The organism is Pseudomonas asplenii, assembly GCF_001293465.1.
Taxonomy (GTDB): Bacteria; Pseudomonadota; Gammaproteobacteria; order Pseudomonadales; family Pseudomonadaceae; genus Aquipseudomonas; species Aquipseudomonas fuscovaginae_B.
This window is the reverse complement of record NZ_JSYZ01000014.1, coordinates 230,135-255,052: the sequence shown is the minus strand read 5'-3', so window position 1 is coordinate 255,052 and position 24,918 is coordinate 230,135. Positions and strand designations below refer to the sequence as shown.

The window sequence follows — 24,918 nt, the reverse complement described above, 5'->3', positions numbered from 1 at the left end:
ACCAAACGTGGCGAGCAGATTAGCAGGCCGCCAAGATGTTTGTGTGACTCAGGCGAGCTGAGTCGCACCCTGGCCGAAGCACAGGTCGACGTCCAGTTGCGCCGGCTCCGAGAGGTTCACCAGCGCGTCCAGGGAGAACTTGTCGATCTTGCCATTGAGCAGGTCGTTGAGCCTGGGCTGGCTGATCCCCAGGCGCTTGGCCGCGGCCTTCTGGGACAACTCCCAGGCGCTGATACTACGGATCAGTTCCAGCATCAGCCGGGAGCGCAGACGCATGTTGGCCGCCTCCCGGGGAGTCTCCTCCAGGGCATCCCAGACGGAGGAAAAACGTTCGATATGGACATGATCGCTCATGGTTTTGCTCCTATCTCCTGGTATCTGGCCCTGGCCAGCTCGATATCCCGGGCCTGGGTCCTCTGCGTCGTCTTCCTGAAGGCGTGAAGCACATACAAGGCATCAACCCTGTTGGCCACATAAAACACCCGGAATGCCCCGCTCTCATCATTGATCCGAATTTCGTAGCCCCCCCTGCCCACCGTCATCATGGGCTTCCAGTCACAGGGTGCTTCACCCTGCTGCAGGAGATCCAGCTGAAAACCCGCCGCTCTTCGCGCCGCCAGCGGGAAGGCTCGCAAATCCCCGAGCGAACTCCCTACGAATACCACGTCCTTGTGCCTTGCCATCGCGATACCTCCCGTGCTTGCCAGGAAAAGCGTAAGCAACGGGCGAAGCGTTCGTGGCACGAGGTTGTTGCAAGACTTGGCCGGCAGCCATGCCTTGCTGATCAATCTATATCAAAACAGATATAAAGAAATCGGACGAGCGGATATTCGGACGAAAGGTCTTTCGATACGTAACGTAGGAACGAGGAGAAACAACCCGGCGCCAGCCGCACCGGGTTGTCAGACGGGCATCAGGCGCCAGGAACGAAGTGCTTCTGGGCGGTGCCGCGGGCGATCAGGCGGGAGATGTAGTCGAGCTTCTGCGCATCCTGGTCGATGAACCGGAAGGTCAGTTGCAGCCAGTCGCTGTCCGGCTTGGGCTCATGGGCGACGATCGCGTGCAGGTAGCCGTTCAGGCGGGCGACCTCGGCATTGTCACCCTGCTCCAGGTCGAGCACGGCGCTTTCCAGGATCTGTGGCAGGGCCTCGCCGCGACGAACCACCAGCAGGGCCTCCTTGATGCTCAGGGCCTTGATCACACATTGCTGGGTGCCGCTGGCCAGGCGCAGTTGGCCCTGGCCACGACCGCCGGTCGCCGGGCTCGCAGCCGCAGCCGCCGCCGGACGTACCGGCGGGCTGTTGAGGATGCCCTTGGACGCAGCGGGCGCCGCTGCGGGGGCTGCTGGAGCCGCAGGCGACACCACCGCCGGCTTGCCGCCGGTCAGCGCGCTCAGCGAGTCGTTGCCAAACCCCGCGTTCGACTTCGGAGCGCTGCTCATCAGCGCGTCGAGCTTGCCGACCTTGTGCAGTGCCTGCTTGACCTTGGTCAGCAGTTGTTCGTTGGTGAACGGCTTGCTGACGTAGCCGGAAACCCCGGCCTGGATCGCCTGCACCACGTTCTCCTTGTCGCCGCGGCTGGTGACCATCACGAACGGCATGGTCTTGAGAGCCTCCTGCGAACGGCACCACGTCAGCAGCTCCAGGCCGGACATCTCAGGCATTTCCCAGTCGCACAGCACCAGGTCGAACGCCTCGCGCGCCAGGATCGCCTGGGCCTTGCGTCCGTTGACGGCGTCTTCGGTCCGCACACCCGGGAAGTAGTTGCGCAGGCACTTTTTCACCAGGTCGCGGATGAACGATGCGTCATCCACCACCAACACACTGACTTTGCTCATTGACCATTCCTCTAAAAATCCCGGCCAGCATACTGGCTAATGGCCATTTGCAAAACTGATCAGTCACGCCGGGATTTTATCGCTCGCAAGGCGCATAAAATTCGTACGCCACAAACAAAAACGCCCGACCATTGGCCGGGCGTTTCTCTCGGGCAATCTTAGTTATCGTCAGATTTGTCCGGAACATTAGCAGTTTCGGGGGCCACTCCCTCAACTTCCTGACGCATGCGCTTGAGGCCCATGTGCCGTACGTCGGTTCCACGTACCAGGTAGATTACCAGCTCGGAGATATTGCGTGCGTGGTCACCGATCCGCTCCAGCGAACGCAACACCCAGATGATGCTCAACACCCGCGAGATAGAGCGTGGATCTTCCATCATGTAGGTGGCCAGCTCGCGCAAGGCGGTCTTGTACTCGCGATCGATGATCTTGTCGTACTGCGCCACGGACAACGCCAGCTCCGCGTCGAAACGGGCGAAGGCATCCAGTGCGTCGCGAACCATGTTGCGCACCTGGTCGCCGATGTGACGAACTTCGACATAACCGCGCGGCGCTTCGCCTTCTTCGCACAGCTGGATGGCACGACGGGCGATCTTGGTGGCTTCATCGCCGATACGCTCGAGATCGATCACCGACTTGGAGATGCTGATGATCAACCGCAGGTCGGAGGCCGCCGGCTGGCGACGGGCGAGGATGCGCAGGCACTCCTCGTCGATGTTGCGCTCCATCTGGTTGATCTGTTCATCGATCTCGCGCACCTGCTGGGCCAGGCCGGAATCGGCCTCGATCAGTGCGGTCACCGCGTCGTTGACCTGCTTCTCCACCAGCCCGCCCATGGCCAGCAGGTGGCTGCGAACTTCTTCCAGCTCCGCGTTGAACTGCGCGGAGATGTGATGGGTAAGACCTTCTTTATCAATCATTGGTTTAGCTCCGCGAAACTTGCAGGCTTCAAGCCGCGCGTTTCAAGCAGTGATAGGGTGATCCGGGGTTCGCACAGCATCTGCCTTGCCGCCTCCGGCCTGCGGCACACAGCCGCTCCTAGCCATAACGACCGGTGATGTAGTCCTCGGTCTGCTTCTTCGCGGGATTGGTGAACAGGGTATCGGTATCGCCGAATTCCACCAACTTGCCCATGTACATGAACGCGGTGTAGTCGGAAACCCGGGCCGCCTGCTGCATGTTGTGGGTCACGATCACGATGGTGAACTTGGATTTCAGTTCATAGATCAGTTCCTCGACCTTGAGGGTCGAGATCGGGTCGAGTGCCGAGCACGGCTCGTCGAGCAACAGCACTTCCGGCTCCACGGCGATGGTACGGGCGATCACCAGACGCTGCTGCTGGCCGCCGGACAGGCCGAGTGCGGAGTCGTGCAGGCGATCCTTCACTTCATCCCACAGGGCCGCGCCCTTGAGGGCCCATTCCACGGCCTCGTCGAGCACGCGCTTCTTGTTGATGCCCTGGATGCGCAGGCCGTAGACGACGTTCTCGTAGATGGTCTTGGGGAACGGGTTCGGCTTCTGGAACACCATGCCGACCTTGCGACGCAGCTCGGCCACGTCCTCGCCCTTGCGGTAGATGTTGTTGCCGTAAAGGTTGATCTCGCCCTGTACGCGGCAGCCGTCGACCAGATCGTTCATCCGGTTGAAGGTGCGCAGCAGGGTCGACTTGCCGCAACCGGACGGGCCGATGAAGGCGGTCACGCGTTGCTTGGGGATGTTCATGCTGACGTCGAACAGTGCCTGCTTCTCGCCGTAGAACAGGCTCAGTTTCGGCACTTCGATGGCCACGGTCTCGCTGGCCAGGTCCAGGCTCTGCTTGCTGCGACCCAGGGCGGACATGTTGATGCCGTGGGGTTGGGTTTCATGCTGCATGGGTAAACTCCCTGCGCTAACAAATTCGTTTCGGTACGCCGCTGGGCGGCGTGTGCAATAAGGGACCTGGCAGGAGCAAGGCCTGCCTGCGAAAGGCCTCGGAGGCCGCCAAAAGCTTCGCGGGCAAGCCTTGCTCCTACAGGTAATGCGTCATCAGCTATCCAGCGCCTTGTACTTCTCGCGCAGGTGGTTACGGATCCACACGGCCGAGAGGTTCAGCGTGGCGATCACCAGCACCAGCAGCAACGCGGTGGCGTACACCAGAGGGCGCGCCGCCTCGACGTTGGGGCTCTGGAAGCCGACGTCGTAGATGTGGAAGCCCAGGTGCATGATCTTCTGGTCCAGGTGCAGGTACGGGTAGTTGCCATCCACCGGCAGCGACGGCGCCAGCTTCACCACGCCCACCAGCATCAGCGGCGCCACTTCACCGGCGGCACGGGCCACGGCGAGGATCATGCCGGTCATCATCGCCGGGCTGGCCATCGGCAGGACGATCTTCCACAGCGTCTCGGCCTTGGTCGCCCCCAGTGCCAGCGAACCTTCGCGGACGGTGCGCGGAATACGCGCCAGGCCTTCCTCGGTGGCCACGATCACCACCGGCACCGCCAGCAGCGCCAGAGTCAGCGAGGCCCAGAGCAGGCCCGGGGTGCCGAAGGTCGGCGCCGGCAGGGCCTCGGGGAAGAACAGCCGGTCGAGCGAGCCGCCCAGCACATAGACGAAGAAGCCCAGGCCGAACACGCCGTAGACGATCGCCGGGACGCCGGCCAGGTTGTTCACCGCGATGCGGATCACCCGGGTCAGGGTGTTCTGCTTGGCATACTCACGCAGGTAGACCGCCGCCAGCACGCCGAACGGAGTGACGATCATCGCCATGATCAGGGTCATCATCACGGTGCCGAAGATCGCCGGGAAAATCCCGCCCTCGGTGTTGGCTTCCCGCGGGTCGTCGCTGAGGAACTCCCAGACCTTGCTGAAGTAGAAACCCAGCTTGGTGAAGGTGCCCATGGCGTTCGGCTGGTAGGCGTGGACCACCTTGCTGATGCCGATTTCCAGTTCCTTGCCGTTGCCATCGCGGGCCGTCAGGCTGTCGCGATTGAACTCGGTGTGCAGCTCGCTCAGGCGCGCTTCGATCGCCTGGTATCGGGCATGCAGCTCGGCCTTCTCGGCTTCCATGTCGGCCTGGGCGGCAGCGTCCAGCTTGCCTTCGAGTTCCAGCTTGCGGCCATGCAGGCGAATACGCTCCAGGCCTGCGTTGATCGCGCCGATGTCGCTCTTTTCCAGGGTCTTGAGCTGCCTGGCCAGACCGTTCACACGGTCGATCCGCGCCTGCAGCTCAGGCCAGGCGGCCTCGCCTTCGGCGACGACCTTGCCGTTTTCCTTGACGTTGACCAGGGTGCCGTAGAAGTTGCCCCACTCGCGACGCTCGATGGCCATCAGCTCGGCCGGCGTACTCAGGTTGGTCAGCCACTCACCGACGACCCAGGTGAAATCGTTGCCGTTCAGGTCGCGGTTACCGACCTTGACCAGCTCGCGGGTCATGAACTCGGGGCCGTTGTCCGGCACCGGCAGGCCCGCCGTCTTCAGGCGCGCCCGCGGCACTTCTTCCTTCTGCACCACCTCGCCGACCACGACCTGCGGGGCCTGGCCGGGAATGCTGTACTCGGCGTGGATCACATCCGCCGGCCAGAAATGCCCCAGCCCACGTACCGCGATCACCGCCAGCAAGCCGATGGTCATGATGACCGCGATGGACACCGCACCACCGCTGATCCAGACGCCAGGGGCGCCGCTCTTGAACCAGCCATTCAGGGAGTTCTGTTTCACAGACTTCTACCTTTATTAAAGCGACGAGTATTTCTTGCGCAGACGCTGACGAATCAGTTCCGCGAGGGTGTTCATGATGAACGTGAACAGCAGCAGCACCAGTGCCGAGAGGAACAGCACGCGGTAATGGCTACCACCCACCTCCGACTCCGGCATCTCCACCGCGACGTTCGCCGCCAGGGTGCGCAGGCCCTCGAACAGGTTCATCTCCATGACCGGGGTGTTGCCGGTGGCCATCAGCACGATCATGGTCTCGCCGACGGCGCGGCCCAGGCCGATCATCAGCGCCGAGAAGATGCCCGGGCTGGCGGTGAGGATCACCACCCGCGTCATGGTCTGCCAGGGCGTGGCGCCCAGGGCCAGGGAGCCCAGGGTCAGGCTGCGCGGCACGCTGAACACGGCGTCTTCGGCGATCGAGTAGATGTTCGGAATCACCGCGAAGCCCATGGCCAGGCCGACCACCAGGGCGTTGCGCTGGTCGTAGGTGATGCCCAGGTCGTGGGAGATCCACAGGCGCATGTCGCCGCCGAAGAACCACGACTCCAGGTGCGGGCTCATGAACAGCGAGAGCCAGCCGACGAACAGGATCACCGGGATCAGGATCGCGCTTTCCCAGCCGTCCGGCACCCGCAGGCGCAGCGATTCGGGCAGGCGGCTCCAGGCGAAGCCGGCCACCAGGATGCCGATCGGCAACAACAGCAGCAGGCTGAAGATCCCCGGCAGGTGGCCTTCGACATACGGCGCCAGGAACAGGCCGGCGAAGAAGCCGAGAATCACCGTTGGCAGCGCCTCCATCAGCTCGATCACCGGCTTGACCTTGCGGCGCATGCCCGGGGCCATGAAGTAGGCGGTGTAGATCGCTGCGGCGACGGCCAGCGGCGCCGCCAGCAGCATGGCGTAGAACGCGGCCTTCAGGGTACCGAAGGTCAGCGGCGACAGGCTCAGCTTGGGCTCGAAGTCGGTGTTGGCGGCGGTCGATTGCCAGACGTACTTGGGTGCGTCGTAGTTCTCGTACCAGACCTTGCTCCACAGCGCGCTCCAGGACACTTCCGGATGCGGGTTGTCGAGCAGCAGCGGCTGGATCTTGCCACCCTGTTCGACGATCACCCGGTTGGCCCGCGGCGACAGGCCGAACAGGCCCGGACCGTCGACCACCTGCTCGACCAGCAGGGTACGGTGCGCAGTACTGTGGAACACGCCGAGCTTGCCGGCGGCATCCAGGACGACGAAGCCCTTGCGACGCTCTTCGGCGCTGATCTCGACGATCGGCGCGTTGCCCATCTGGAAGCTGCGGATCGGCTTCAGGCGCAGTTCGCCATCGGTGTCACGGGCCATGAACCACTGGCCGAGGCCGCCCTTGGAGTCACCGATGATCAGCGAGATGCCACCGACCAGCTGTGCACTGGCGGTCACTTCGGCGTTGGCGTCCTCAAGCAGCTTGTAACGGCCATTCAGGCTCTTGTCGCGCAGGCTGAACACGTCGGCCTGGGCACGCCCGTTGATCACATACAACCACTGCTGGCGTGGATCGATGTAGATCGCCTTCACCGGCTCGGTCATCTGCGGCAGATCGATGCTCTTCTGCTCGCTGGTGACCTCGCCGGTCATCATGTTTTCTTCCTTGGTCAGCGCCAGCACGTGCAGTTGCGCACCATTGGAACCCACGGCGATCAGCGTCGAGTCGCTGGCGTTGAGGTTCACGTGCTCGAGGGCATGCCCTTGCTCATCCAGGGTGATCGGCGTCTCCCCGTACGGGTATTCGATCGTCGGGGTGATGGTCTTCTTGCCATCCGGGTAGGTCACCTTGTAGCTGTGGCGGAACACCAGCGCCTGGCCGTTGGACAGGCCGACGATAACCAGCGGGACGCCCGGCTGGTCCTTGCTGATGGCGGTGACTTTGGTACCGGCCGGAATCGGCAGGTTCACCCGCGACAGCTCGGCAGCGCCTTCGACAGCGAAGAACAGCACCTGCCCCTGGTCGGAAACCCGCATGCCGACCTGGTTCTGTTCTTCCAGGGAGATCATCAGCGGGTTGCCGGCATCGCGCATCCAGGCCGGACTGATGGCTTTTTCCGCCGTCAGCGAGGCACCCTGGAACAGCGGCATGACCACATAGCCGAGGAAGAAGAAGATCAACGTGATCGCCGCCAGGACGGCCAGGCCGCCAACGAATACATACCAGCGGGTCAGGCGGTCCTTGAGCGCACGAATTTGGCGCTTGCGCTTGAGTTCAGGCGTATTGAAGTCAATGCGCTTGGGGGGAGAAGTCGTAGTCATGGTGGAATTGGCCAGATCGTTCATGCGCACACCCTAGCGATCCTGTATGACAGAAAGATGACAGTGCAGTGACGCACGGAAGCCGCCGCCCAGCATGGCTGGCAGCGGATTCGGAAATTTAGTGCGCGGGTTGCCGGTTGCCTGCGAAGCGTCCTTCCAGGATCGCTTTCGCGGGCAAGCCCGCTCCCACATACCGGGGCCAGTGGCCTGTACGGTTGATTCGGATACTCAAATCCAGGTTCAGGGACTTGGAGTTGGGTGTGCGATCAGCCACACAGGCCACCAGACGCCGGCCCGGTGCTTACTTCTTGGCGCCTTCGCTCAGGCCCAGGTCAGCCAGCGCCTTGGCGGCAACCTTGGCTGGCAGCGGGATGTAACCGTCCTTGACTACGACTTCCTGGCCCTGCTTGGACAGAACCAGCTTCACGAACTCGGCTTCCAGCGGGGCCAGAGGCTTGTTCGGAGCCTTGTTGACGTAGACGTACAGGAAGCGCGACAGCGGGTATTTGCCGTTCAGGGCGTTTTCTTCGCTGTCTTCGATGAAGTCGGTGCTGCCTTTCTTGGCCAGGGCCACGGTCTTCACGCTGGCGGTCTTGTAGCCGATACCCGAGTAGCCGATGCCGTTCAGCGAGGAGCTGATGGACTGCACCACGGAAGCCGAACCCGGCTGCTCGTTCACGTTAGGCTTGTAGTCGCCCTTGCACAGGGCTTCTTCCTTGAAGTAGCCGTAGGTGCCGGATACCGAGTTGCGGCCGAACAGTTGGACCGGCTTGTTGGCCAGGTCGCCGGTCACGCCCAGGTCGCCCCAGGTCTTGACGTCGGCCTTGGCGCCGCACAGACGGGTCGAGGAGAAGATCGCGTCAACCTGTTCCATGGTCAGGTGCTGGATCGGGTTGTCCTTGTGCACGAATACCGCCAGGGCATCGACAGCGACCGGGATGGCGGTCGGCTTGTAGCCGTACTTCTGCTCGAAGGCCGCCAGTTCGGTGTCCTTCATCTTGCGGCTCATGGGGCCGAGGTTCGAAGTACCTTCAGTCAGTGCGGGCGGTGCGGTAGCGGAACCGGCGGCCTGAATCTGAATGTTCACGTTCGGATATTCTTTCTTGTAGCCCTCAGCCCACAGGGTCATGAGGTTTGCCAGGGTATCGGAACCGACGCTGGACAGGTTGCCCGACACGCCTTGGACTTTGGTATAGGCGGGAATGGACGGATCTACACCAGCGGCCACCGCGTGGGCAGTCGCGACGCCAGCAGCGACAAAGGTCATTGCCGCCATCAAACGTTTCAGTTTCATGCCTTACTCCTAGCAGAGAGGTTATGTTAAGTCGGGGCCAAGTATCGGCAGGCCGCATGAACACTCTATGACTGGTATGTGACAATTAGATGAAAGGCCAGCATGGAGCGAAGCGATCGGCACCCTCCTGCACAAGCGCAAAGCCACGGTCTGCCTCACCTACCCTGATGTCCATATCATCGGCCGCATCATTTAGAAACACTCTCTCAAATTTGCCGCCCGGCCCAGGCACGCTCCTGGTAGCACGCTACATTTTGAAACTTTTCACCCAGTTGACAAAACACAGATAAAATACAATTTTGTCAACTGAAAGGGGGTTTCATGATCAACGACCGAATCCGCCGGGCCCGCCAACTGAAAGGCATCACCCTTGAGGCTTTGGCTCTTCAGATGGGCGATATCACGAAACAGGCCCTCAGTAAGTATGAAAAAGGAGCGGTGATCCCAGGCTCTGCGCGGCTGCTGCAACTCGCCAGAGCCCTGGATGTGAGTCCCGAATATTTCTTCCGCGCAGAAGCGGTCGTGCTGGCGCCCCTGGAGTTTCGCAAGCTGGCGAAGATGCCCAGGTATCGCCAGCTCCAGGTTGAAGAACGGATGCGCGAATACCTTGAGCGCTACATTTCCCTGGAAATGTGTTTCGACCCACTGGATATTCTCACCACCACTACTCCCGCCCAGATAATTGAAGTGAGCGGCGCGGACGACGCCGAACGGGCCGCAGAAAAACTGCGCGAGCTATGGGGCATTGGTAGCGACCCGATTTTCCACCTGAGTGAGCAACTGGAGGAACACGGCATCAAGGTGGTAATGCTTGAGGGACCGAATGATTTCGACGGAGCCTGTGCCGCCACTCGCGATGGGCACCATGTGCTGATTGCTCTGAACGCAGAACGCCCCGGTGAGCGCATCAGGTTCACCGCCGCTCATGAACTCGGGCACTGGACCATGCGGCTGCCCGAAGAAATGTCCGAACGGGACCGGGAAAACTGCTGTCATCGTTTCGCCGGGGCCTTCCTTTACCCAGCCAAATGCGTGACTGGCGATTTCGGCCATCATCCCAGGTCGAAAGTGCACCCCCGTGAGTTGCTGATCGCCAAGCGTCAATATGGACTCTCGATGCAAGCAGTCCTGCGCCGGCTCAAGGATCTGAATCTGCTCAGCGAAAGTGGCTACAAATCCCTCACCATTCGATTCAGCACCAATGGCTGGCGCAAGTCGGAGCCAGAACCCCTTCTCTGCAAGGCGCCACATCGCTTTGAGTCCCTGGTATTCCGGGGGTATGCGGAAGGATTGATCACCCAGTCCCGAGCCGCCGAGTTTCTGCGCAAACCGGTAACGGCCCTGGATCCAGATTTCCTGGGGGCACTGGAGAGTGCATGAACCTGATCTACATCAGCGATACGAATATCTGGATCGACTTCAGAAATGCCGGACTGCTGGAGCAACTGTTCAGGCTGCCGTTCTCCTTGTGCTGCACCGATTTCGTGCTGGAAGAACTGAGGGATTTTCCCTGTGAGGCACTGCTGTCTCAAGGGCTTAAGGTGGAGTCCTTCGACGGTGACGGGGTAAAGCGGCTTTTCACGCTCAAGATCGAGCACAACAACAGCTCTCTGGCCGACGTTTCATGTTACTTGCTGGCACAGGAAACAGGACGCCCACTCCTTACCGGGGATGGCCGGCTCAGACGCCAGGCGCTACGTGACGGATTAAAGGTGCACGGCGCGCTCTGGCTTCTGGATCTGATGGTGGAACATGCCATCATCCCTCCTGCACAAGCAGCCAACTCACTGGAAACCATGACAGCTCGCGGGGCACGACTGCCCGAGCGCGAGTGCCATAGCCGAATCAGTGCGTGGCGAGGAGGTCGACCCGTCCTCACCCCTCGGGGTCAGCGGGACTTGGACCAGAGGTAGCCGCCCACCAGCACGCCGACGCTGCAAATGATTGCAACATAATACGCAGGCCCCATCGGGCTGTCCTTGAGCAGCAGGGTCACCACCATCGGCGTCAGGCCGCCGAAGATCGCGTACGCCAGGTTGTAGGAGAACGACAGGCCGCTGAAACGCACCACCGCCGGGAACGCCTTGACCATCACGTAAGGCACCGCACCGATGGTGCCGACGAACAGGCCGCTCAGGGCGTACAGCGGGAACAGCCACTCGGGATGGGCCGCCACGGTGCTGTAGAAGGTCCAGAAAGTGGCCATCAGCGCCAGGCTGCCGATGACGAACACCCGCCCCGCACCGAAGCGGTCGGCCAGGGCGCCGGAAGCGATGCAGCCCAGGGTCAGGCACACGATCGCCAGGCTGTTGGCCTGCAGCGACACCGTCGGGGTGAAGTGAAAGACGGTCTGCAGTACGGTCGGGGTCATCAGGATCACCACCACCACGCCAGCCGAGAGCAGCCAGGTCAGCAGCATCGAGATGATGATCGCGCCACGGTGGTCACGCAGCACCGCGCCGAGGGGAATGCCGTCGGACAATGCCTTGCGCTGCTGCAGCTCGGCGAACACCGGGGTCTCGTGCAGCCAGCGGCGCAGGTACACCGAGAACAGGCCGAACACGCCGCCCAGCAGGAACGGGATACGCCAGGCGTAATCGCTCACTTCTAGCGGGCTGTAGAGGCTGTTGATCAGGGTCGCGACCAGCGAGCCCAGCAGGATGCCGGCGGTCAGGCCCGAAGTCAGGGTGCCGCAGGCGAAGCCGATCTGCCGCTCCGGCACGTGCTCGGCGACGAACACCCAGGCGCCCGGAACCTCGCCACCGATGGCGGCACCCTGGATCACCCGCATCAGCAGCAGCAGGATCGGCGCCCAGATGCCGATCTGCGCGTAGGTCGGCAGCAGGCCCATGATCAGGGTCGGCACGGCCATCATGAAGATGCTCAGGGTGAACATCTTCTTGCGGCCCAGCAGGTCGCCGAAGTGCGCCATGACGATACCGCCCAGCGGCCGCGCCAGGTAACCGGCGGCGAAGATCCCGAAGGTCTGCATCAGGCGCAGCCATTCCGGCATCTCGGCCGGGAAGAACAGCTTGCCGACCACCGCCGCGAAAAACACGAAGATGATGAAGTCGTAGAACTCCAGCGCGCCTCCCAGGGCCGACAGCGACAGCGTCTTGTAGTCATTACGGGTCAGCGGGCGCGCGGGCGGCGCAAGGCTGGGAGACACAGTACTCATGCAAGGCTTCTCTTATATTTACTGATAGGTCTGTAGGTGGCCCGGCCGCAACGTCACCGGTGTCGATCCGGCAAAGATCGCACAAGCACGGTTGTAGTAAAACGATAAACCGGTAAAACATATCGTCGGCAGCCTGACGCTCGCCAGGCCGATGGCACTCGAGGCGGCAGGCGGGCAGGAAAATCTCCTGCGGCCCCACCCGTTCACCCCGCCCATGCACAAGCGCGGATGGCCGGGAAAAGATAATAAAATGTTTCAGAAAGTAAGTAATGTCCCGATATAGAGCGATCGAAAGGGCCTTCTGACGGTCGAAGTCAAGCGGGTCGCTCGATATACTGGTGGCTGCCACCCTGCAAGGGTGCTGTGCAAAAACGTCGCTGGAAGCTCCCTCCAGCCGGTTTTGCAGAGTTTCCCTTGAGTACGCCTTAGAGAAACGTGACGAACGTAGCATGTTCGGGCTGAATCGTTTTTCCTGAAGACGTCCATTCACCTGCAATACCCACGTAGCGTCATGGGTCAGAGGCCCTGGATATGATCGAACTCGAACAAGAAGACCCCATCCCGCAAGGCGATCTCGCCCTGCAAATCACCGCCTTGCCCCGCGAAACCAACGGTTTCGGCGATATCTACGGCGGCTGGCTGGTCAACCAGATGGACCTGGCCGGCACCGCCATGTCCAGCAAGATCGCCGGTGGCCGGGTGGCCACGGTGGCCATCGACCGCATGGCGTTCCTCGTGCCGGTGGCGGTCGGGGCCCAGCTGTCCTTTTATACCCAGGCCCTGGAAATCGGCCGCAGCTCGATCCGGATGATGGTCGAAGTGTGGAGCGACGACCCGCTGTCCAGCGAATGGCGCAAGGTCACCGAAGCGGTGTTCGTCTTCGTCGCCATCGACGGCAGCGGCCGCACCCGCTCCGTGCCACGGCGCACCTAAACCCGCGGCGTTTTTTGCGGTCCATTGCAGTCCCTGTTGCCGAGCGAGAACCCCATGAACACGCCACACGTTGAAACGGTCAAGCTGGATGAACTCAACTGCTGGAAGATCAGCCACGGCCAGGCCGAGCTGCTGGTCGCCCAGCAGGGAGCACACATCCTCAGTTATCAGCTGGCCGGCGAACCGCCGGTGATCTGGCTCAACGACCAGGCCCAGTTCAAGCACGACAAGAGTATCCGCGCCGGCGTGCCGGTATGCTGGCCCTGGTTCGGCGTGTTCCAGCGCAACCCCGACAGCGTCCAGGCGATGCGCCAGACCAGCGAGGCGCCGACCGCCCACGGTTTCGTCCGGACCCGGGAATGGAACCTGCAGGGCATCCAGGCCGATAACGACGGCGTACTGGCCGAATTCACCCTGCCGCTGCCCGAAGGCGGCTTTGCGGGCTGGCCGCACAAGGTCGGGCTGAAACTGGCGGTGCATCTGGGCGAGAAGCTGCACATCAGCCTCACCAGCGAGAACCTCGACGATCATCCGGTCACCCTGAGCCAGGCGCTGCACACCTACTTCGCGGTCAGCGATGTGCGCAACGTGCACGTCGACGGCCTCGATGGCCTGACCTACATCGACACGACGGATGACTGGAAACAGGTCCGGCAGCAGGGTGAGCTGCATTTCACCGGCGAAACCGACCGCATCTACCTGGATACCCCGGCGCAATTGAGCATCGTCGACCCGACCTGGGAGCGGCGTATCGAGTTGACGGCCGAGAACTCGCGTTCGACGGTGATCTGGAACCCGTGGATCGACCGGGCCAGCCAACTGGCCGACCTGGCTGACGATGGCTGGCAGAAGATGCTGTGCATCGAGACGGCGAACGTGATGAATGACGTGGTGACGCTGGCGCCGGGCGCCAGTCATGCGCTGGGCGTGACCATCGGCAGCCGCCGCCTGGGTTAGGACCGGGGCGCCTGGCTCGCGGCGGTCCGCCGCCGCGAACAGCGACCTGACCGACCAACACCCTACAAATCCGACTCCTTCACCACCCGCACCTTCGCCGCATCCAGCGCATAGGCCGCATCGGCCAGGTCATTGCTGACCTTCTCGACCTTCAGGGTGCCGGTCACCCACAACGGCGTGTAGATATCGTCCAGCTTCAGGCCCTTGGGATAACGCACCAGCACCAACTGGTTCGGCGGTGGCGGCGGCACGTGGATGCAGGCGCCCGGATAGGGAACCAGGAAGAACAGCGTGCTGCGGCCCTTGGCGTCGGTTTCCAGCGGCACCGGATAACCACCGATGCGGATGTCCTTGCCGTTCATGGCGGCTACGGTCTTGGTCGAATACATCACCGCCGGCAAGCCCTTGGCCTGCTTCAGCCCACCCTTGGCGGTAAAGGTACCGTTGGCTTCCGGGGAGTTGTGGCTGATTTCCGGCATTTGCTCAAGGGCTTTCTGATCCGATTTTGGCATCAGTTCCAGCCAGTCGGTTTCCGGCAGCTCGGCCGCATGGGCCAGGCCGCTGCCCAGCAGGAGAAGTGTCAACAAGAGACGACGCATGAGGAACTCGGCAGGAGGGAATCAAGTCGCGCATTCTAGCCCCTCTGCGCGGGTTGCACAGAGGGGGTTGCGCAGGTCGCTCAGTTCTTTTTGATCAGCCCGTAGATCACCAGCAGGACGATGGCGCCGACCACCGCGCCAATGAAACCGGCACCCTGCCCGGCGTGGTAGATGCCCAGTGCCTGACCACCGTAGGTCGCGGCGATCGAACCGCCGATACCCAGCAGAATGGTCATGATCCAACCCATGCTGTCATCGCCCGGCTTGAGAAAACGCGCCACGAGGCCAACGATCAAGCCGATGAAGATGGTTCCGATGATACCCATGACGTTTCCTCCGAATGGTTGCCCCCAACTGAAGCCTAGTTGGGCCCCAGCATCTTGCCATCAGAGGACGGCGGGGACCGATGGTTCCCGCCCGCCTGGATAACTTTTACTCGGCGATCAGCGCTTCGACCCGCAGGATCTGCTGCTGCAGCGTAGCCCGGTCGGCACAGCGCAGGTTGGCGTGACCGACCTTGCGCCCGGCCTTGAATGCCTTGCCGTAGTGGTGCAGATGGCAATCGGCGATCGCCACCACGCGCTCCACCGGCGGCACGCTGCCGATGAAGTTGAGCATGGCGCTCTCGCCGACCTTGGCGGTCGAGCCCAATGGCAGGCCGGCGATCGCCCGCAGGTGGTTCTCGAACTGGCTGCACTCGGCGCCGTCGGTGGTCCAGTGCCCGGAGTTGTGCACGCGCGGGGCGATCTCGTTGGCCTTCAGGCCTCCGTCGACCTCGAAGAACTCGAACGCCATCACGCCGACGTAGTCCAGTTGCTTGAGCACCCGGCTGGAGTAGTCTTCGGCCAGGGCCTGCAACGGGTGGTCGGTACTCGCCACCGAGAGCTTGAGAATGCCGTTCTCGTGGGTGTTGTGCACCAGCGGGTAGAAACGGGTTTCGCCATCGCGGGCACGCACGGCGATCAGCGAGACTTCGCCGGTGAACGGTACGAAACCTTCCAGCAGGCAGGGCACGCTGCCCAGTTCGGCGAAGGTGCCGACCACGTCGGCCGCGCTGCGCAGGACCTTCTGGCCCTTGCCGTCGTAGCCCAGGGTGCGGGTCTTGAGCACGGCCGGCAGGCCGATGCTGGCCACTGCCGCGTCGAGGTCGGCCTGGGACTGGATGTCGGCGAAGGCCGGGGTCGGAATCCCCAGGTCCTTGAACATGCTCTTCTCGAACCAGCGGTCACGGGCGACGCGCAGGGCTTCGGCGCTCGGGTAGACCGGGACGAACTGCGACAGGAAGGCCACGGTTTCCGCCGGCACGCTTTCGAACTCGAAGGTCACCAGGTCGACTTCCTCGGCCAATTGGCGCAGGTGGTCCTGATCGCCGTAATCGGCTCGCAGATGTTCGCCCAAGGCGGCCGCGCAGGCATCCGGCGCCGGGTCGAGGAAAGCGAAGTTCATCCCCAGCGGAGTGCCTGCCAGGGCCAACATGCGGCCCAGTTGGCCGCCACCGATTACACCGATCTTCATCGTCAAAAACCTCAGGCGATGCGTGGGTCTGGATTGTCCAGAACGCTGTCTGTCTGCTCAGTACGGAATTTTTTCAGCACGGCGTGGAACTGCGGGTGCTTGGCGCCCAGGATGCTCGCCGACAGCAGTGCGGCGTTGATCGCGCCAGCCTTGCCGATGGCCAGGGTGGCGACCGGAATGCCGGCCGGCATCTGCACGATCGACAGCAGCGAGTCCACACCCGAGAGCATCGACGACTGCACCGGCACGCCCAGGACCGGCAGGTGGGTCTTGGCCGCACACATGCCAGGCAGGTGGGCCGCGCCACCCGCGCCGGCGATGATCACCTCGATACCGCGGCCCTCGGCCTCTTCGGCATACTGGAACAGCAGGTCCGGGGTGCGGTGGGCCGATACCACTTTCACCTCGTAGGGAATACCGAGCTTTTCCAGCATATCGGCGGTGTGGCTAAGGGTGGACCAATCGGACTTGGAGCCCATGATCACGCCAACCAGTGCGCTCATCGTCGTGCCTCTTCTCTTGGGCGCCCGCGGGCGCGTCAAAAAACAACAAGCCACGCGGGAGGACCGGCGTGGCTTGTCATGCGAATAATGGCCGGGCAAACCGACCGAAGGCCGCGCAGTATACCGAAAAAAGCGCGTTTGACGCACCTTTGTCGCTGGGTCGATTTTAGCCGCTGAAGGCCGGTTTACCTGACTTTCAGGTCAATCCGAACCCAGCTCGAACGCCGCCCTTGTGGAAGCCGAACGCTGTGGGAGCAGGATTTTTCCGCGAATGGAGCGGCGCGGTTTTTCCGGACTACGCGTCATCGTTCTTCGCGGATAAACCGGGACGCCGGACCGCCGGCTCCTACAGGGGCCCAGCCTGCACCCAGACGGTTTGTTTCAGTTCGTCACCACTGCCTGCGCCGTACCGCTCTCCAGCTTGCGCCACAGCAGCCGCACGTTGGCCTTGCGCACCAGTGCACAGCGATACAGGCGGATCTCCAGCGGCACATGCCATTGCGGGCCGCCGCACACCACCAGTTCTCCCCGCGCCAACTCGGCCCGCACGCTCAGTTGCGGCACCCAGGCGATTCCCAGGCCCTCCAGCGCCATGCCCTTGAGGCTGTCGGCCATGGCCGTCTCGTACACCGTGGTAAACCGCAGGTTGCGCTGGCGCAGCAACAGGTTCACCGAGCGCCCGAGAAAGGCCCCGGCGCTATAGGCCAGCAATGGCACGCTACCCTCGCCCTCCAGGTCGAACAGCGGCTTGCCATCCGGCCCCACCGCGCACACCGGCAACATCTCGGTCTGCCCCAGGTGCAGCGACGGGAAGATCTCCGCATCCATCTGCAACGCCGCATCCGGGTCATAGAAGGCCAGCATCAGATCGCAACCGCCCTCGCGCAACGCATGCACCGCGTCCCCGACGTTGGTCGCCACCAGCCGCGTGGCGATGTTCAGGCCCTCGTTGCGCAACTGCGCGACCCAGCGCGGGAAGAACCCCAGCGCCAGGGAGTGCGCGGCGGCCACCTGCATCACCTCGCCCTGACCGCTTTCCAGGTGATGCAGGTGGCGCACCACCTCGCCCAACTGCTCGACCACCGTACGCGCCGTCACCAGGAACAACTGCCCCGCCGCCGTCAGCTCGATGGGGGTGCGCGAGCGGTTCACCAGGGTCAACCCCAGCGCCGCCTCCAGACTGCGGATCCGCCGGCTGAAGGCCGGCTGCGTGACGAAGCGGCGCTCGGCAGCCTGGGAAAAGCTGCGGGTGGCCGCCAGGGCACTGAAATCTTCCAACCATTTGCTTTCGAGATTCATCAACTTCTCCGTCACGCGCACCATTTTGGTTCACACGATCGTCACGCACGCCGCGTCACACCTGCATTATGCCGTTTATGCATGGGGCAGTGTGCAACAGCATTGGCCCAAAAAACCGCACAGGCCTAGCATTGGCGACGTTCCGGCATCGACCGGGTTCATATCGAGATGATTTCTATCATGTCCTCCGCTGCATCCTTCCGCACAGAAAAAGACCTCCTTGGCGTACTTGAAGTACCCGGCGACGCGTACTACGGCATCCAGACCCTGCGAGCGGTGAACAACTTCCGCCTCTCGGGCGTTCCGATCTCGCACTACCCGAAATTCGTCGTGGCCCTGGCCATGGTCAAGCAGGCCGCCGCCGACGCCAACCGCGAACTGGGCCACCTGAGCGAAGCCAAGCACGCTGCCATCAGCGAGGCCTGTGCCCGCCTGATCCGCGGCGACTTCCACGAGCAGTTCGTGGTGGACATGATTCAAGGCGGCGCTGGCACCTCGACCAACATGAATGCCAACGAAGTCATCGCCAACATCGCGCTGGAGGCCATGGGCCACAGCAAGGGCGAATACCAGTACCTGCACCCGAACAATGACGTGAACATGGCGCAGTCGACCAACGACGCCTACCCGACGGCCATCCGCCTGGGTCTGCTGTTGGGCCACGACGCCCTGCTCGCCAGCCTGGAGAGCCTCATCCAGGCCTTCGGCGCCAAGGGTGAAGAATTCGCCCACGTCCTGAAAATGGGCCGCACCCAGCTGCAGGACGCCGTACCGATGACCCTCGGCCAGGAATTCCACGCCTTCGCCACCACCCTCGGCGAAGACCTGGCACGCCTGAAGACCCTGGCACCGGAAGTACTCACCGAAGTCAACCTGGGCGGTACCGCGATCGGCACCGGCATCAACGCCGACCCACGCTACCAGAACCTGGCGGTAGAGCGCCTGGCGACCATCAGCGGCCAGCCGCTGGTACCGGCTGCCGACCTGATCGAAGCCACCTCCGACATGGGCGCCTTCGTACTGTTCTCCGGCATGCTCAAGCGTACCGCAGTCAAGCTGTCGAAAATCTGTAACGACCTGCGTCTGCTGTCCAGCGGCCCACGCACCGGCATCAACGAAATCAACCTGCCAGCGCGTCAGCCAGGCAGCTCGATCATGCCCGGCAAGGTCAACCCGGTGATCCCGGAAGCGGTCAACCAGGTGGCGTTCCAGATCATCGGCAACGACCTGGCCCTGACCATCGCGGCCGAAGGCGGCCAACTGCAACTGAACGTGATGGAACCGCTGATCGCCTTCAAGATCTTCGACTCGATCCGCCTGCTGCAACGCGCCATGGACATGCTGCGCGAACACTGCATCGTCGGCATCACCGCCAACGAGACCCGCTGCCGCGAGCTGGTGGAACACTCCATCGGCCTGGTCACCGCGCTGAACCCGTACATCGGCTATGAAAACGCCACCCGTATCGCCCGTGTCGCCCTCGAAAGCGGCCGCGGCGTACTGGAACTGGTGCGCGAGGAAGGCCTGCTCGACGAAGCGATGCTCGCCGACATCCTGCGCCCGGAGAACATGATCGCTCCACGTCTGGTGCCCCTGAAGGCCTGACCTTCAGCCACCTGATCGCAACACGCTCACCAGGTCGAGGGACTAGACACCTCTCACCTTTTGAGGGCTTGAAGGTCCATCCTTCAAGCCCTTTTTTTTGACTGGATTTTTCATAGTGAAAACGCCCTGCCGATCGTCTACCGGACAGCGGTACTCGTCATCCGACTGGCGAGGTGTCAGGGACAACGCTTACAGGGTTATTCATGAAAAATGACAGGCTGTGCAGACGCTGGCAGTCCTGATCGGTATAGTGCCGCCCCTCTTCGCGTAAGCGATCCGCGGCACAGCGGCACTGAAACACGCGAAACAACACTAAAAACAACCCGCGCAAGCTCGGGAAGACCTGTCGCCAGCCCACACTGCCCGCAACACCGGGTGTTGACGCGACCGGCCGATCGAGCCGCCTTTGCAAAAAAAGCGAGGATCCATCCATGCTTGAAGTCATCAACGACTTCCTCTCAGGGAAAGTACTGATCGTGCTCATCGTCGGGCTCGGCAGCTACTTCACACTCCGTTCACGGTTCGTCCAGTTCCGCCACTTCGGCCACATGTTCGGGGTTTTCAAGGAATCCCTGCGCGGCCAGGCCGGCCAACTGAGCTCGTTCCAGGCCCTGATGCTGAGCCTGGCCGGCCGCGTCGGCGCCGGTAACATCGCCGGTGTCGGTATCGCCGTGACCCTCGGTGGTCCGGGCGCCGTGTTCTGGATGTGGGTCACCGCACTGGTCGGCATGTCCAGCAGCTTCTTCGAATGTACCCTGGCCCAGGTCTACAAGCGCGCCGATGGCGATGGCCTGTACCGTGGCGGTCCGGCCTACTACATCCAGCACGGCCTCAAGCTGAAAAGCATGGCCATCGTGTTCTCGATCCTGCTGCTGGTCACCTACGGCTTCGCCTTCATCGGCCTGCAGTCCTACACCGTGACCCACTCGCTGCAGAACGCCTTCGCCTTCGATCCGAAGCACACCGGCATCGTCCTGGCCGTGCTGCTGGCCATCACCTTCATCGGTGGCATCAAGCGTATCGCCGCCGTGTCGGACCTGCTGGTACCGATCAAGACCCTGGCCTACATCGGCGTGACCCTGTACGTGATCGGCACCCAGATCGAACACGTGCCAGCCATGCTGGAAACCATCTTCAAAAGCGCCTTCGGCCTCGACCCGGCCTTCGGCGGCCTGCTCGGCAGCGCCATCGTCATGGGCGTCAAGCGTGGCGTGTTCGCCAACGAAGCCGGCCTGGGCAGTGCCCCGAACGTGGCCGCCGTGGCGGCCGTGAAGCACCCGGGCGCCCAGGGCGTGGTCCAGGCGTTCAGCGTGTTCCTCGACACCTTCGTGATTTGCACCTGCACCGCGCTGCTGATCCTGCTGTCGGGCTTCTACACCCCGGGCTTCGAAGGGGACGGCATCGTCCTGACCCAGAACTCCCTGGCCGCCGTGGTCGGTGACTGGGGCCGGATCTTCGTCAGCGTTGCGCTGTCGCTGTTCGTCTTCACCTGCATTCTCTACAACTACTACCTGGGCGAGAACAGCCTGCAGTTCCTCAGCCGCAACCGTGCCGTGCTGATGGCCTTCCGTGGGCTGGTGCTGGCGCTGGTGGTCTGGGGTTCGATGCAGGACCTGTCGACCGTGTTCGCCTTCGCCGACATCACCATGACCTGCCTGGCGTTCGTCAACCTGGTCGCCCTGGCGCTGCTGTTCAAGGTCGGCCTGCGGGTGATGCGCGACTACGACGAACAGCGTCGTGCCGGCATCAAGCAGCCGGTGTTCGACGCCAGCAAGTTCAACGACCTGGACCTGGATCGCGCCGCCTGGCCGGCCAACCCACAGGTTGAAAGCGCCGCCCAAGGCGTACCGGTGACACAACGCTGATGCAACCTGCGGGCGGCGCCCTGCCGTCCGATGCGCCCCAGTGAGCCAGCACTCACTGGGGTTACAGCCCCTTCCTACAGACCCAGCAACATCCTCCCGATATATCTGTAGGGCAATTCCTATAGGCCGTCCGAGCACTACACCCCGCCATAACGCCCGGGGTAGGCTTGCCTCAAGTTGCCGTGCACAGACAGGAAAGTTCTCGCCGGTTGTGTGAACGCACTGTCTTCAAACAATAAGAAACACGCCAGGCCAATCGCACAAAAGAGCAACTTGTTACGTTCAAGTAACAACTTCGGGTCAGACACCGACGCCTTGTCACGCCTGCAAACAGGCGCCGACAGCCTTATGCGTCGCATCGGCCCATTACCTCACGAGCCAATCGGGACGGGCATTCTGCCCCGAACGGATGAAGTGTGCCGGTCACGGAAGTATTGGCTCTTTCTTATTCGAACAGTTGCCGGAGCAGCCTTGGGAAAACCATGAAAAAACAAGTCGTACTGGCCGCGCTGTGCAGCCTTGTTTCCGTACCGGCCTTGGCCGACAAGCCCCTGATGTGTACACCGGTGACAGCGGCCCAGATCGAAGTCCTGTTCGATGAATGGAACGCGGCGTTGCAGACCGGTGATGCGAAAAAGGTCGCGCAAGAGTATCTCTACGATGCCGTGCTGCTGCCCACCGTATCGAACAAACCACGCTTGACCGACGCCGAGCGCATCGACTACTTCGAGCACTTCCTGGCCAACAAGCCGAGCGGCAGGATCGACAGCCGCACCGGCTGCAACGAAGCGATCGACATCGGTACCTACACCTTCGCCTTCAAGGACAAGCCGAGCGTGTCCGCCCGCTACACCTTCACCTATGCCTGGAGCAGCGCCAACGGCTGGAGAATCTCGACCCACCACTCCTCGGCGATGCCGGAGACGTGATGGGCAACCGGCTCCCAGATTGCTGAGCCGGAATCCCGGCCCCCTCAATCTCGTGGCGAGCAGGCTTGCCCGCGCTGGGGCGCGAGGCGGCCCTGAAACCCGTGTACTCGATATGTCAGGATGATCGAGTCGGTAGGTTTTACGACTGCTTCGCAGCCGAGAGCGGCGGTGCGGCGTTCCGACAAGCCCGCTCGCCACGACAGCCTCTCGCCCCCTCCCAACCACCGACAAATCGCGATGCATGAAACATTACGTTTCAAGACAAATCCCTTTTACTTGAGGGATATTTCCTAGAAAATTCCAACGTATTGCGCCTTTCCAGCCGCGTGACTATCGTCGTTGCGTCACCGCCCTTTTGCGGTGATCGGGTTTAGTCGCCCACGCTCAATAGGCGCACAGCGCCCCCATGGTCCATGGCCGGCGTTTTTTCACGCCCCCAGTTTCATGGCGGCTGTGCGTGGGGCGCCTCCGGGCGCGCCGGTTTCCTATTGGCCGGTCGACTAACCCGCGTACAGCTGCCACCCACTCGTTTAGTCGCGACAGGTGCCAGCTCCCATGCCGCAATAGGAGTGACACCATGAACAAGCCAGTCCCCGATCCACCCAGCCAAGCCACCCACCGCCGCATCACGGCGATCCTGCAACAGGCCAACGCCGACCTGCTGCAAGTGCTCAACGACCAACCCCACGAACCGCCTCTGCTGCAAGCTCTGAAGGAAACTGCCGCCCGCCCCGGCGACCTGCGCGACGGCCGCCATCGCTCGCTGTTCGACGTCAAGGCCGGTATCGACGCCGAAACCACCCTCAACCACGTCTCCCTGCTGCTGCGCTGCGCCGAAGAAGTCTCCGATGAAATCACCGAACAGGGCAGCGGCATCGAACGCGGGCTGATCTGGTCGATGGTGCATTCGGTGGAAATGGCCCGGGCCCTGGTGGATGCGTTGCTGGACGGATCACAACCGGTAGGAGAACGAGGGTGAGCAAAGATGATTGGGAGACGCCTGACCCCGTCAATCAATGCAGCTATCCATTTCCGAAGGGCCATTCTTGAACACATGGACAATTTCAAGGATGCCTCTGTGGCCCAGCAACGCCTCTCGGATATTCAGTCAGGCCGAAGTAACGCCATAACACTGGAGGAACTGGAACAACTACATGGTGTGGAACGCTCTGATTGCTAGAAACTTCGCGAGAAACTCTGCATCCTGCAAGAGCGTGTCGACCTCAGGAAAGACTTCGGCGGCACGCAACTTGCTCGACTCAAGCACCTCCCAAGGCCGGAATCGAGCATGCTCCACTCCCACCTGACCACCCTCAACGCCGTTTCCCTGGTGCTCAAGACCTTCCGCGAACAGGGCCTGCCCGACGACACGCTGCTGGCCGGCAGCGGCATCAGCGCCGCAGACCTGAGCCGCGCCGACACCCGCATCACCACCAACCAGGAGATGCAGGTGTGCGCCAACGCCGTGGCCCTGCGTCGGGAAATCGGCCTGGAACTGGGGCGGCGCATGCACGTCTCGTCCTACGGCATGCTCGGTTACGCCCTGCTCACCAGTGCCACCTTCGGTGACGCCTTGCGCCTGGCCCTGCGTTATCCGGCGCTATTGGGAACACTCTTCGAACTGAGCCTGGAGGAAGACGGCGAGCGCATCTGGTTCACCGCCGCGGACTACCGCGAAAGCCCGCAACTGGCGACCTTCAACGTCGAGTTCTGCCTGGTCTCGCTGAAAGTCATCTGCGACGACCTGCTCGGCCGTCCCCTGCCCCTGCTCGCCGCACGCTTCGAACACGACGCGCCGGACTACCAGGCCGACTACACCACCAGCTTCGACTGCCCGCTGCAATTCTGCGCCACCCGCAACGCCTTCGCCTTCGACCGCACCTGGCTTGACCAGCCGCTGCCGCTGGCCGACCCGATCACCCACCAGGCCATGGCCGAACGCTGCCGCAAGCAGAATCTGGAGTTCACCGGGCGCCAGGCCTGGCTCGGACGCATCCGCCAGTTGCTCGCCGCCCAGTTGCACACCGCGCCCGGCCTGGAAGGCCTGGCCGAACAGATGAACTGCTCGGCGCGAACCCTGCGCCGCCACCTGCGCGACCTCGGCTGCAGCTACCAGGAACTGCTCGACGAACTACGCTTCGAGCGGGCCAAGCAACTGTTGGCCGACGACCAGTTGCCGATCCACCGGATCGCCGACGAACTGGGCTTCAGCGAAACCGCCAGCTTCCGCCATGCCTTCGTGCGCTGGAGTGGCGTCAGCCCGAGCCAGTTCCGGCCCTGACCGAGCGTGCCACCCAACGGTGCGGCGCTGCCTCATTCAGGGGCGAAATCAGGACAGAGGTTTTGGCCATATCGATCCCCTTTTGGCCGCTCCTGCCGTTCTCCGATCCGCGCCGGGCATCAAGAATGAGCCCACGTCCACGCCAACGGA

Annotated in this window: 23 protein-coding genes; 9 read left to right on the top strand and 14 right to left on the bottom strand. The window is 62.5% G+C overall.

Annotation, left to right across the window (positions count from 1 at the left end; all coding sequences use genetic code 11):
* Nucleotides 1-48: 48 nt before the first annotated feature.
* The 8 genes from PF66_RS18340 to PF66_RS18305 all read right to left on the bottom strand — a co-directional run bounded on the left by PF66_RS18340 (nt 49) and on the right by PF66_RS18305 (nt 9,104).
* Nucleotides 49-354: a helix-turn-helix domain-containing protein gene (locus PF66_RS18340; protein ID WP_054057816.1), complete on the bottom strand. Its 306-nt coding sequence runs from the start codon at nt 352-354 to the stop codon at nt 49-51.
* On the bottom strand, nt 351-683 hold the full coding sequence (locus PF66_RS18335; protein WP_054063469.1) for a type II toxin-antitoxin system RelE/ParE family toxin: 333 nt from the start codon (nt 681-683) through the stop codon (nt 351-353). Before PF66_RS18335 ends, PF66_RS18340 begins: the two co-directional genes overlap by 4 nt.
* A 230-nt stretch (nt 684-913) precedes the next feature.
* Nucleotides 914-1,837, bottom strand: a complete 924-nt coding sequence (locus PF66_RS18330) for a response regulator (RefSeq protein ID WP_054063468.1) — start codon at nt 1,835-1,837, stop codon at nt 914-916.
* 158 nt (nt 1,838-1,995) lie between these two features.
* Nucleotides 1,996-2,757: a phosphate signaling complex protein PhoU gene (gene phoU, locus PF66_RS18325; protein ID WP_054058595.1), complete on the bottom strand. Its 762-nt coding sequence runs from the start codon at nt 2,755-2,757 to the stop codon at nt 1,996-1,998.
* 118 nt (nt 2,758-2,875) lie between these two features.
* Entirely contained in the window at nt 2,876-3,709 is an 834-nt protein-coding gene (gene pstB, locus PF66_RS18320; protein ID WP_017901744.1) for a phosphate ABC transporter ATP-binding protein PstB, read from the bottom strand.
* Between the two features lie 153 nt (nt 3,710-3,862).
* Nucleotides 3,863-5,533: a phosphate ABC transporter permease PstA gene (pstA, locus tag PF66_RS18315; RefSeq protein WP_054058594.1), complete on the bottom strand. Its 1,671-nt coding sequence runs from the start codon at nt 5,531-5,533 to the stop codon at nt 3,863-3,865.
* Between the two features lie 15 nt (nt 5,534-5,548).
* Complete coding sequence (locus PF66_RS18310; protein ID WP_192842713.1) at nt 5,549-7,582, bottom strand: ABC transporter permease subunit; 2,034 nt, start codon at nt 7,580-7,582, stop codon at nt 5,549-5,551.
* A gap of 529 nt (nt 7,583-8,111) precedes the next feature.
* Nucleotides 8,112-9,104 carry a phosphate ABC transporter substrate-binding protein PstS gene (locus PF66_RS18305; protein WP_054058592.1) on the bottom strand — a complete coding sequence of 331 codons (993 nt, stop codon included), beginning with the start codon at nt 9,102-9,104 and terminating at the stop codon, nt 8,112-8,114.
* A gap of 321 nt (nt 9,105-9,425) precedes the next feature.
* Here PF66_RS18305 and PF66_RS18300 point away from each other — a divergent pair, with 321 nt between their 5' ends.
* Nucleotides 9,426-10,484, top strand: a complete 1,059-nt coding sequence (locus PF66_RS18300) for a helix-turn-helix domain-containing protein (RefSeq protein WP_054063467.1) — start codon at nt 9,426-9,428, stop codon at nt 10,482-10,484.
* Complete coding sequence (locus tag PF66_RS18295) at nt 10,481-11,017, top strand: type II toxin-antitoxin system VapC family toxin (protein ID WP_054058590.1); 537 nt, start codon at nt 10,481-10,483, stop codon at nt 11,015-11,017. Before PF66_RS18300 ends, PF66_RS18295 begins: the two co-directional genes overlap by 4 nt.
* Here the strand turns inward: PF66_RS18295 and PF66_RS18290 are convergent.
* Complete coding sequence (locus tag PF66_RS18290; RefSeq protein ID WP_054058589.1) at nt 10,993-12,282, bottom strand: MFS transporter; 1,290 nt, start codon at nt 12,280-12,282, stop codon at nt 10,993-10,995. The genes PF66_RS18295 and PF66_RS18290 overlap by 25 nt on opposite strands.
* 531 nt (nt 12,283-12,813) lie before the next feature.
* Here PF66_RS18290 and PF66_RS18285 point away from each other — a divergent pair.
* Together PF66_RS18285 and PF66_RS18280 are read left to right on the top strand one after the other, a co-directional pair.
* Nucleotides 12,814-13,215, top strand: a complete 402-nt coding sequence (locus PF66_RS18285) for an acyl-CoA thioesterase (protein WP_010447769.1) — start codon at nt 12,814-12,816, stop codon at nt 13,213-13,215.
* Between the two features lie 54 nt (nt 13,216-13,269).
* Complete coding sequence (locus PF66_RS18280; protein WP_054063466.1) at nt 13,270-14,172, top strand: D-hexose-6-phosphate mutarotase; 903 nt, start codon at nt 13,270-13,272, stop codon at nt 14,170-14,172.
* A gap of 62 nt (nt 14,173-14,234) precedes the next feature.
* Here PF66_RS18280 and PF66_RS18275 read toward each other — a convergent pair whose 3' ends face one another.
* The 5 genes from PF66_RS18275 to PF66_RS18255 all read right to left on the bottom strand — a co-directional run bounded on the left by PF66_RS18275 (nt 14,235) and on the right by PF66_RS18255 (nt 18,088).
* A complete protein-coding gene (locus PF66_RS18275; RefSeq protein ID WP_054058587.1) occupies nt 14,235-14,771 on the bottom strand; it encodes a DUF3299 domain-containing protein in 537 nt (178 codons plus the stop codon).
* Between the two features lie 80 nt (nt 14,772-14,851).
* Entirely contained in the window at nt 14,852-15,097 is a 246-nt protein-coding gene (locus PF66_RS18270; protein ID WP_054058586.1) for a GlsB/YeaQ/YmgE family stress response membrane protein, read from the bottom strand.
* Nucleotides 15,098-15,203: 106 nt separating this feature from the next.
* Complete coding sequence (locus tag PF66_RS18265) at nt 15,204-16,286, bottom strand: 5-(carboxyamino)imidazole ribonucleotide synthase (RefSeq protein WP_054063465.1); 1,083 nt, start codon at nt 16,284-16,286, stop codon at nt 15,204-15,206.
* Nucleotides 16,287-16,297: 11 nt separating this feature from the next.
* The gene (gene purE, locus PF66_RS18260) at nt 16,298-16,789 is read right to left on the bottom strand and encodes a 5-(carboxyamino)imidazole ribonucleotide mutase (RefSeq protein WP_054058584.1); all 492 of its coding nucleotides are present in this window, start codon (nt 16,787-16,789) and stop codon (nt 16,298-16,300) included.
* Between the two features lie 381 nt (nt 16,790-17,170).
* Entirely contained in the window at nt 17,171-18,088 is a 918-nt protein-coding gene (locus PF66_RS18255; RefSeq protein ID WP_054058583.1) for a LysR substrate-binding domain-containing protein, read from the bottom strand.
* 180 nt (nt 18,089-18,268) lie between these two features.
* Here PF66_RS18255 and aspA point away from each other — a divergent pair, with 180 nt between their 5' ends.
* The 5 genes from aspA to PF66_RS18230 all read left to right on the top strand — a co-directional run bounded on the left by aspA (nt 18,269) and on the right by PF66_RS18230 (nt 24,768).
* Nucleotides 18,269-19,693 (top strand): aspartate ammonia-lyase, encoded by a 1,425-nt coding sequence (aspA, locus tag PF66_RS18250; RefSeq protein ID WP_054058582.1) that lies wholly within the window; start codon nt 18,269-18,271, stop codon nt 19,691-19,693.
* Nucleotides 19,694-20,124: 431 nt separating this feature from the next.
* Nucleotides 20,125-21,558 carry an alanine/glycine:cation symporter family protein gene (locus PF66_RS18245; RefSeq protein WP_054063464.1) on the top strand — a complete coding sequence of 478 codons (1,434 nt, stop codon included), beginning with the start codon at nt 20,125-20,127 and terminating at the stop codon, nt 21,556-21,558.
* A gap of 482 nt (nt 21,559-22,040) precedes the next feature.
* The gene (locus tag PF66_RS18240; RefSeq protein ID WP_054063463.1) at nt 22,041-22,487 is read left to right on the top strand and encodes an SgcJ/EcaC family oxidoreductase; all 447 of its coding nucleotides are present in this window, start codon (nt 22,041-22,043) and stop codon (nt 22,485-22,487) included.
* A 577-nt stretch (nt 22,488-23,064) separates the two neighbouring features.
* Entirely contained in the window at nt 23,065-23,466 is a 402-nt protein-coding gene (locus PF66_RS18235) for a DUF6124 family protein (RefSeq protein ID WP_054063462.1), read from the top strand.
* Nucleotides 23,467-23,775: 309 nt separating this feature from the next.
* Nucleotides 23,776-24,768 carry an AraC family transcriptional regulator gene (locus PF66_RS18230; protein WP_054057937.1) on the top strand — a complete coding sequence of 331 codons (993 nt, stop codon included), beginning with the start codon at nt 23,776-23,778 and terminating at the stop codon, nt 24,766-24,768.
* Nucleotides 24,769-24,918: the final 150 nt, after the last annotated feature.

What these genes read in the sequence shown, in the direction of transcription:
- PF66_RS18340 (WP_054057816.1), bottom strand. Translation starts at nt 354, where the DNA reads ATGAGCGATCATGTCCATATCGAACGTTTTTCCTCCGTCTGGGATGCC.
- PF66_RS18335 (WP_054063469.1), bottom strand. Translation starts at nt 683, where the DNA reads ATGGCAAGGCACAAGGACGTGGTATTCGTAGGGAGTTCGCTCGGGGAT.
- PF66_RS18330 (WP_054063468.1), bottom strand. Translation starts at nt 1,837, where the DNA reads ATGAGCAAAGTCAGTGTGTTGGTGGTGGATGACGCATCGTTCATCCGC.
- phoU (WP_054058595.1), bottom strand. Translation starts at nt 2,757, where the DNA reads ATGATTGATAAAGAAGGTCTTACCCATCACATCTCCGCGCAGTTCAAC.
- pstB (WP_017901744.1), bottom strand. Translation starts at nt 3,709, where the DNA reads ATGCAGCATGAAACCCAACCCCACGGCATCAACATGTCCGCCCTGGGT.
- PF66_RS18310 (WP_192842713.1), bottom strand. Translation starts at nt 7,582, where the DNA reads ATGCGCGATGCCGGCAACCCGCTGATGATCTCCCTGGAAGAACAGAAC.
- PF66_RS18305 (WP_054058592.1), bottom strand. Translation starts at nt 9,104, where the DNA reads ATGAAACTGAAACGTTTGATGGCGGCAATGACCTTTGTCGCTGCTGGC.
- PF66_RS18300 (WP_054063467.1), top strand. Translation starts at nt 9,426, where the DNA reads ATGATCAACGACCGAATCCGCCGGGCCCGCCAACTGAAAGGCATCACC.
- PF66_RS18295 (WP_054058590.1), top strand. Translation starts at nt 10,481, where the DNA reads ATGAACCTGATCTACATCAGCGATACGAATATCTGGATCGACTTCAGA.
- PF66_RS18290 (WP_054058589.1), bottom strand. Translation starts at nt 12,282, where the DNA reads ATGAGTACTGTGTCTCCCAGCCTTGCGCCGCCCGCGCGCCCGCTGACC.
- PF66_RS18285 (WP_010447769.1), top strand. Translation starts at nt 12,814, where the DNA reads ATGATCGAACTCGAACAAGAAGACCCCATCCCGCAAGGCGATCTCGCC.
- PF66_RS18280 (WP_054063466.1), top strand. Translation starts at nt 13,270, where the DNA reads ATGAACACGCCACACGTTGAAACGGTCAAGCTGGATGAACTCAACTGC.
- PF66_RS18275 (WP_054058587.1), bottom strand. Translation starts at nt 14,771, where the DNA reads ATGCGTCGTCTCTTGTTGACACTTCTCCTGCTGGGCAGCGGCCTGGCC.
- PF66_RS18270 (WP_054058586.1), bottom strand. Translation starts at nt 15,097, where the DNA reads ATGGGTATCATCGGAACCATCTTCATCGGCTTGATCGTTGGCCTCGTG.
- PF66_RS18265 (WP_054063465.1), bottom strand. Translation starts at nt 16,286, where the DNA reads ATGAAGATCGGTGTAATCGGTGGCGGCCAACTGGGCCGCATGTTGGCC.
- purE (WP_054058584.1), bottom strand. Translation starts at nt 16,789, where the DNA reads ATGAGCGCACTGGTTGGCGTGATCATGGGCTCCAAGTCCGATTGGTCC.
- PF66_RS18255 (WP_054058583.1), bottom strand. Translation starts at nt 18,088, where the DNA reads ATGAATCTCGAAAGCAAATGGTTGGAAGATTTCAGTGCCCTGGCGGCC.
- aspA (WP_054058582.1), top strand. Translation starts at nt 18,269, where the DNA reads ATGTCCTCCGCTGCATCCTTCCGCACAGAAAAAGACCTCCTTGGCGTA.
- PF66_RS18245 (WP_054063464.1), top strand. Translation starts at nt 20,125, where the DNA reads ATGCTTGAAGTCATCAACGACTTCCTCTCAGGGAAAGTACTGATCGTG.
- PF66_RS18240 (WP_054063463.1), top strand. Translation starts at nt 22,041, where the DNA reads ATGAAAAAACAAGTCGTACTGGCCGCGCTGTGCAGCCTTGTTTCCGTA.
- PF66_RS18235 (WP_054063462.1), top strand. Translation starts at nt 23,065, where the DNA reads ATGAACAAGCCAGTCCCCGATCCACCCAGCCAAGCCACCCACCGCCGC.
- PF66_RS18230 (WP_054057937.1), top strand. Translation starts at nt 23,776, where the DNA reads ATGCTCCACTCCCACCTGACCACCCTCAACGCCGTTTCCCTGGTGCTC.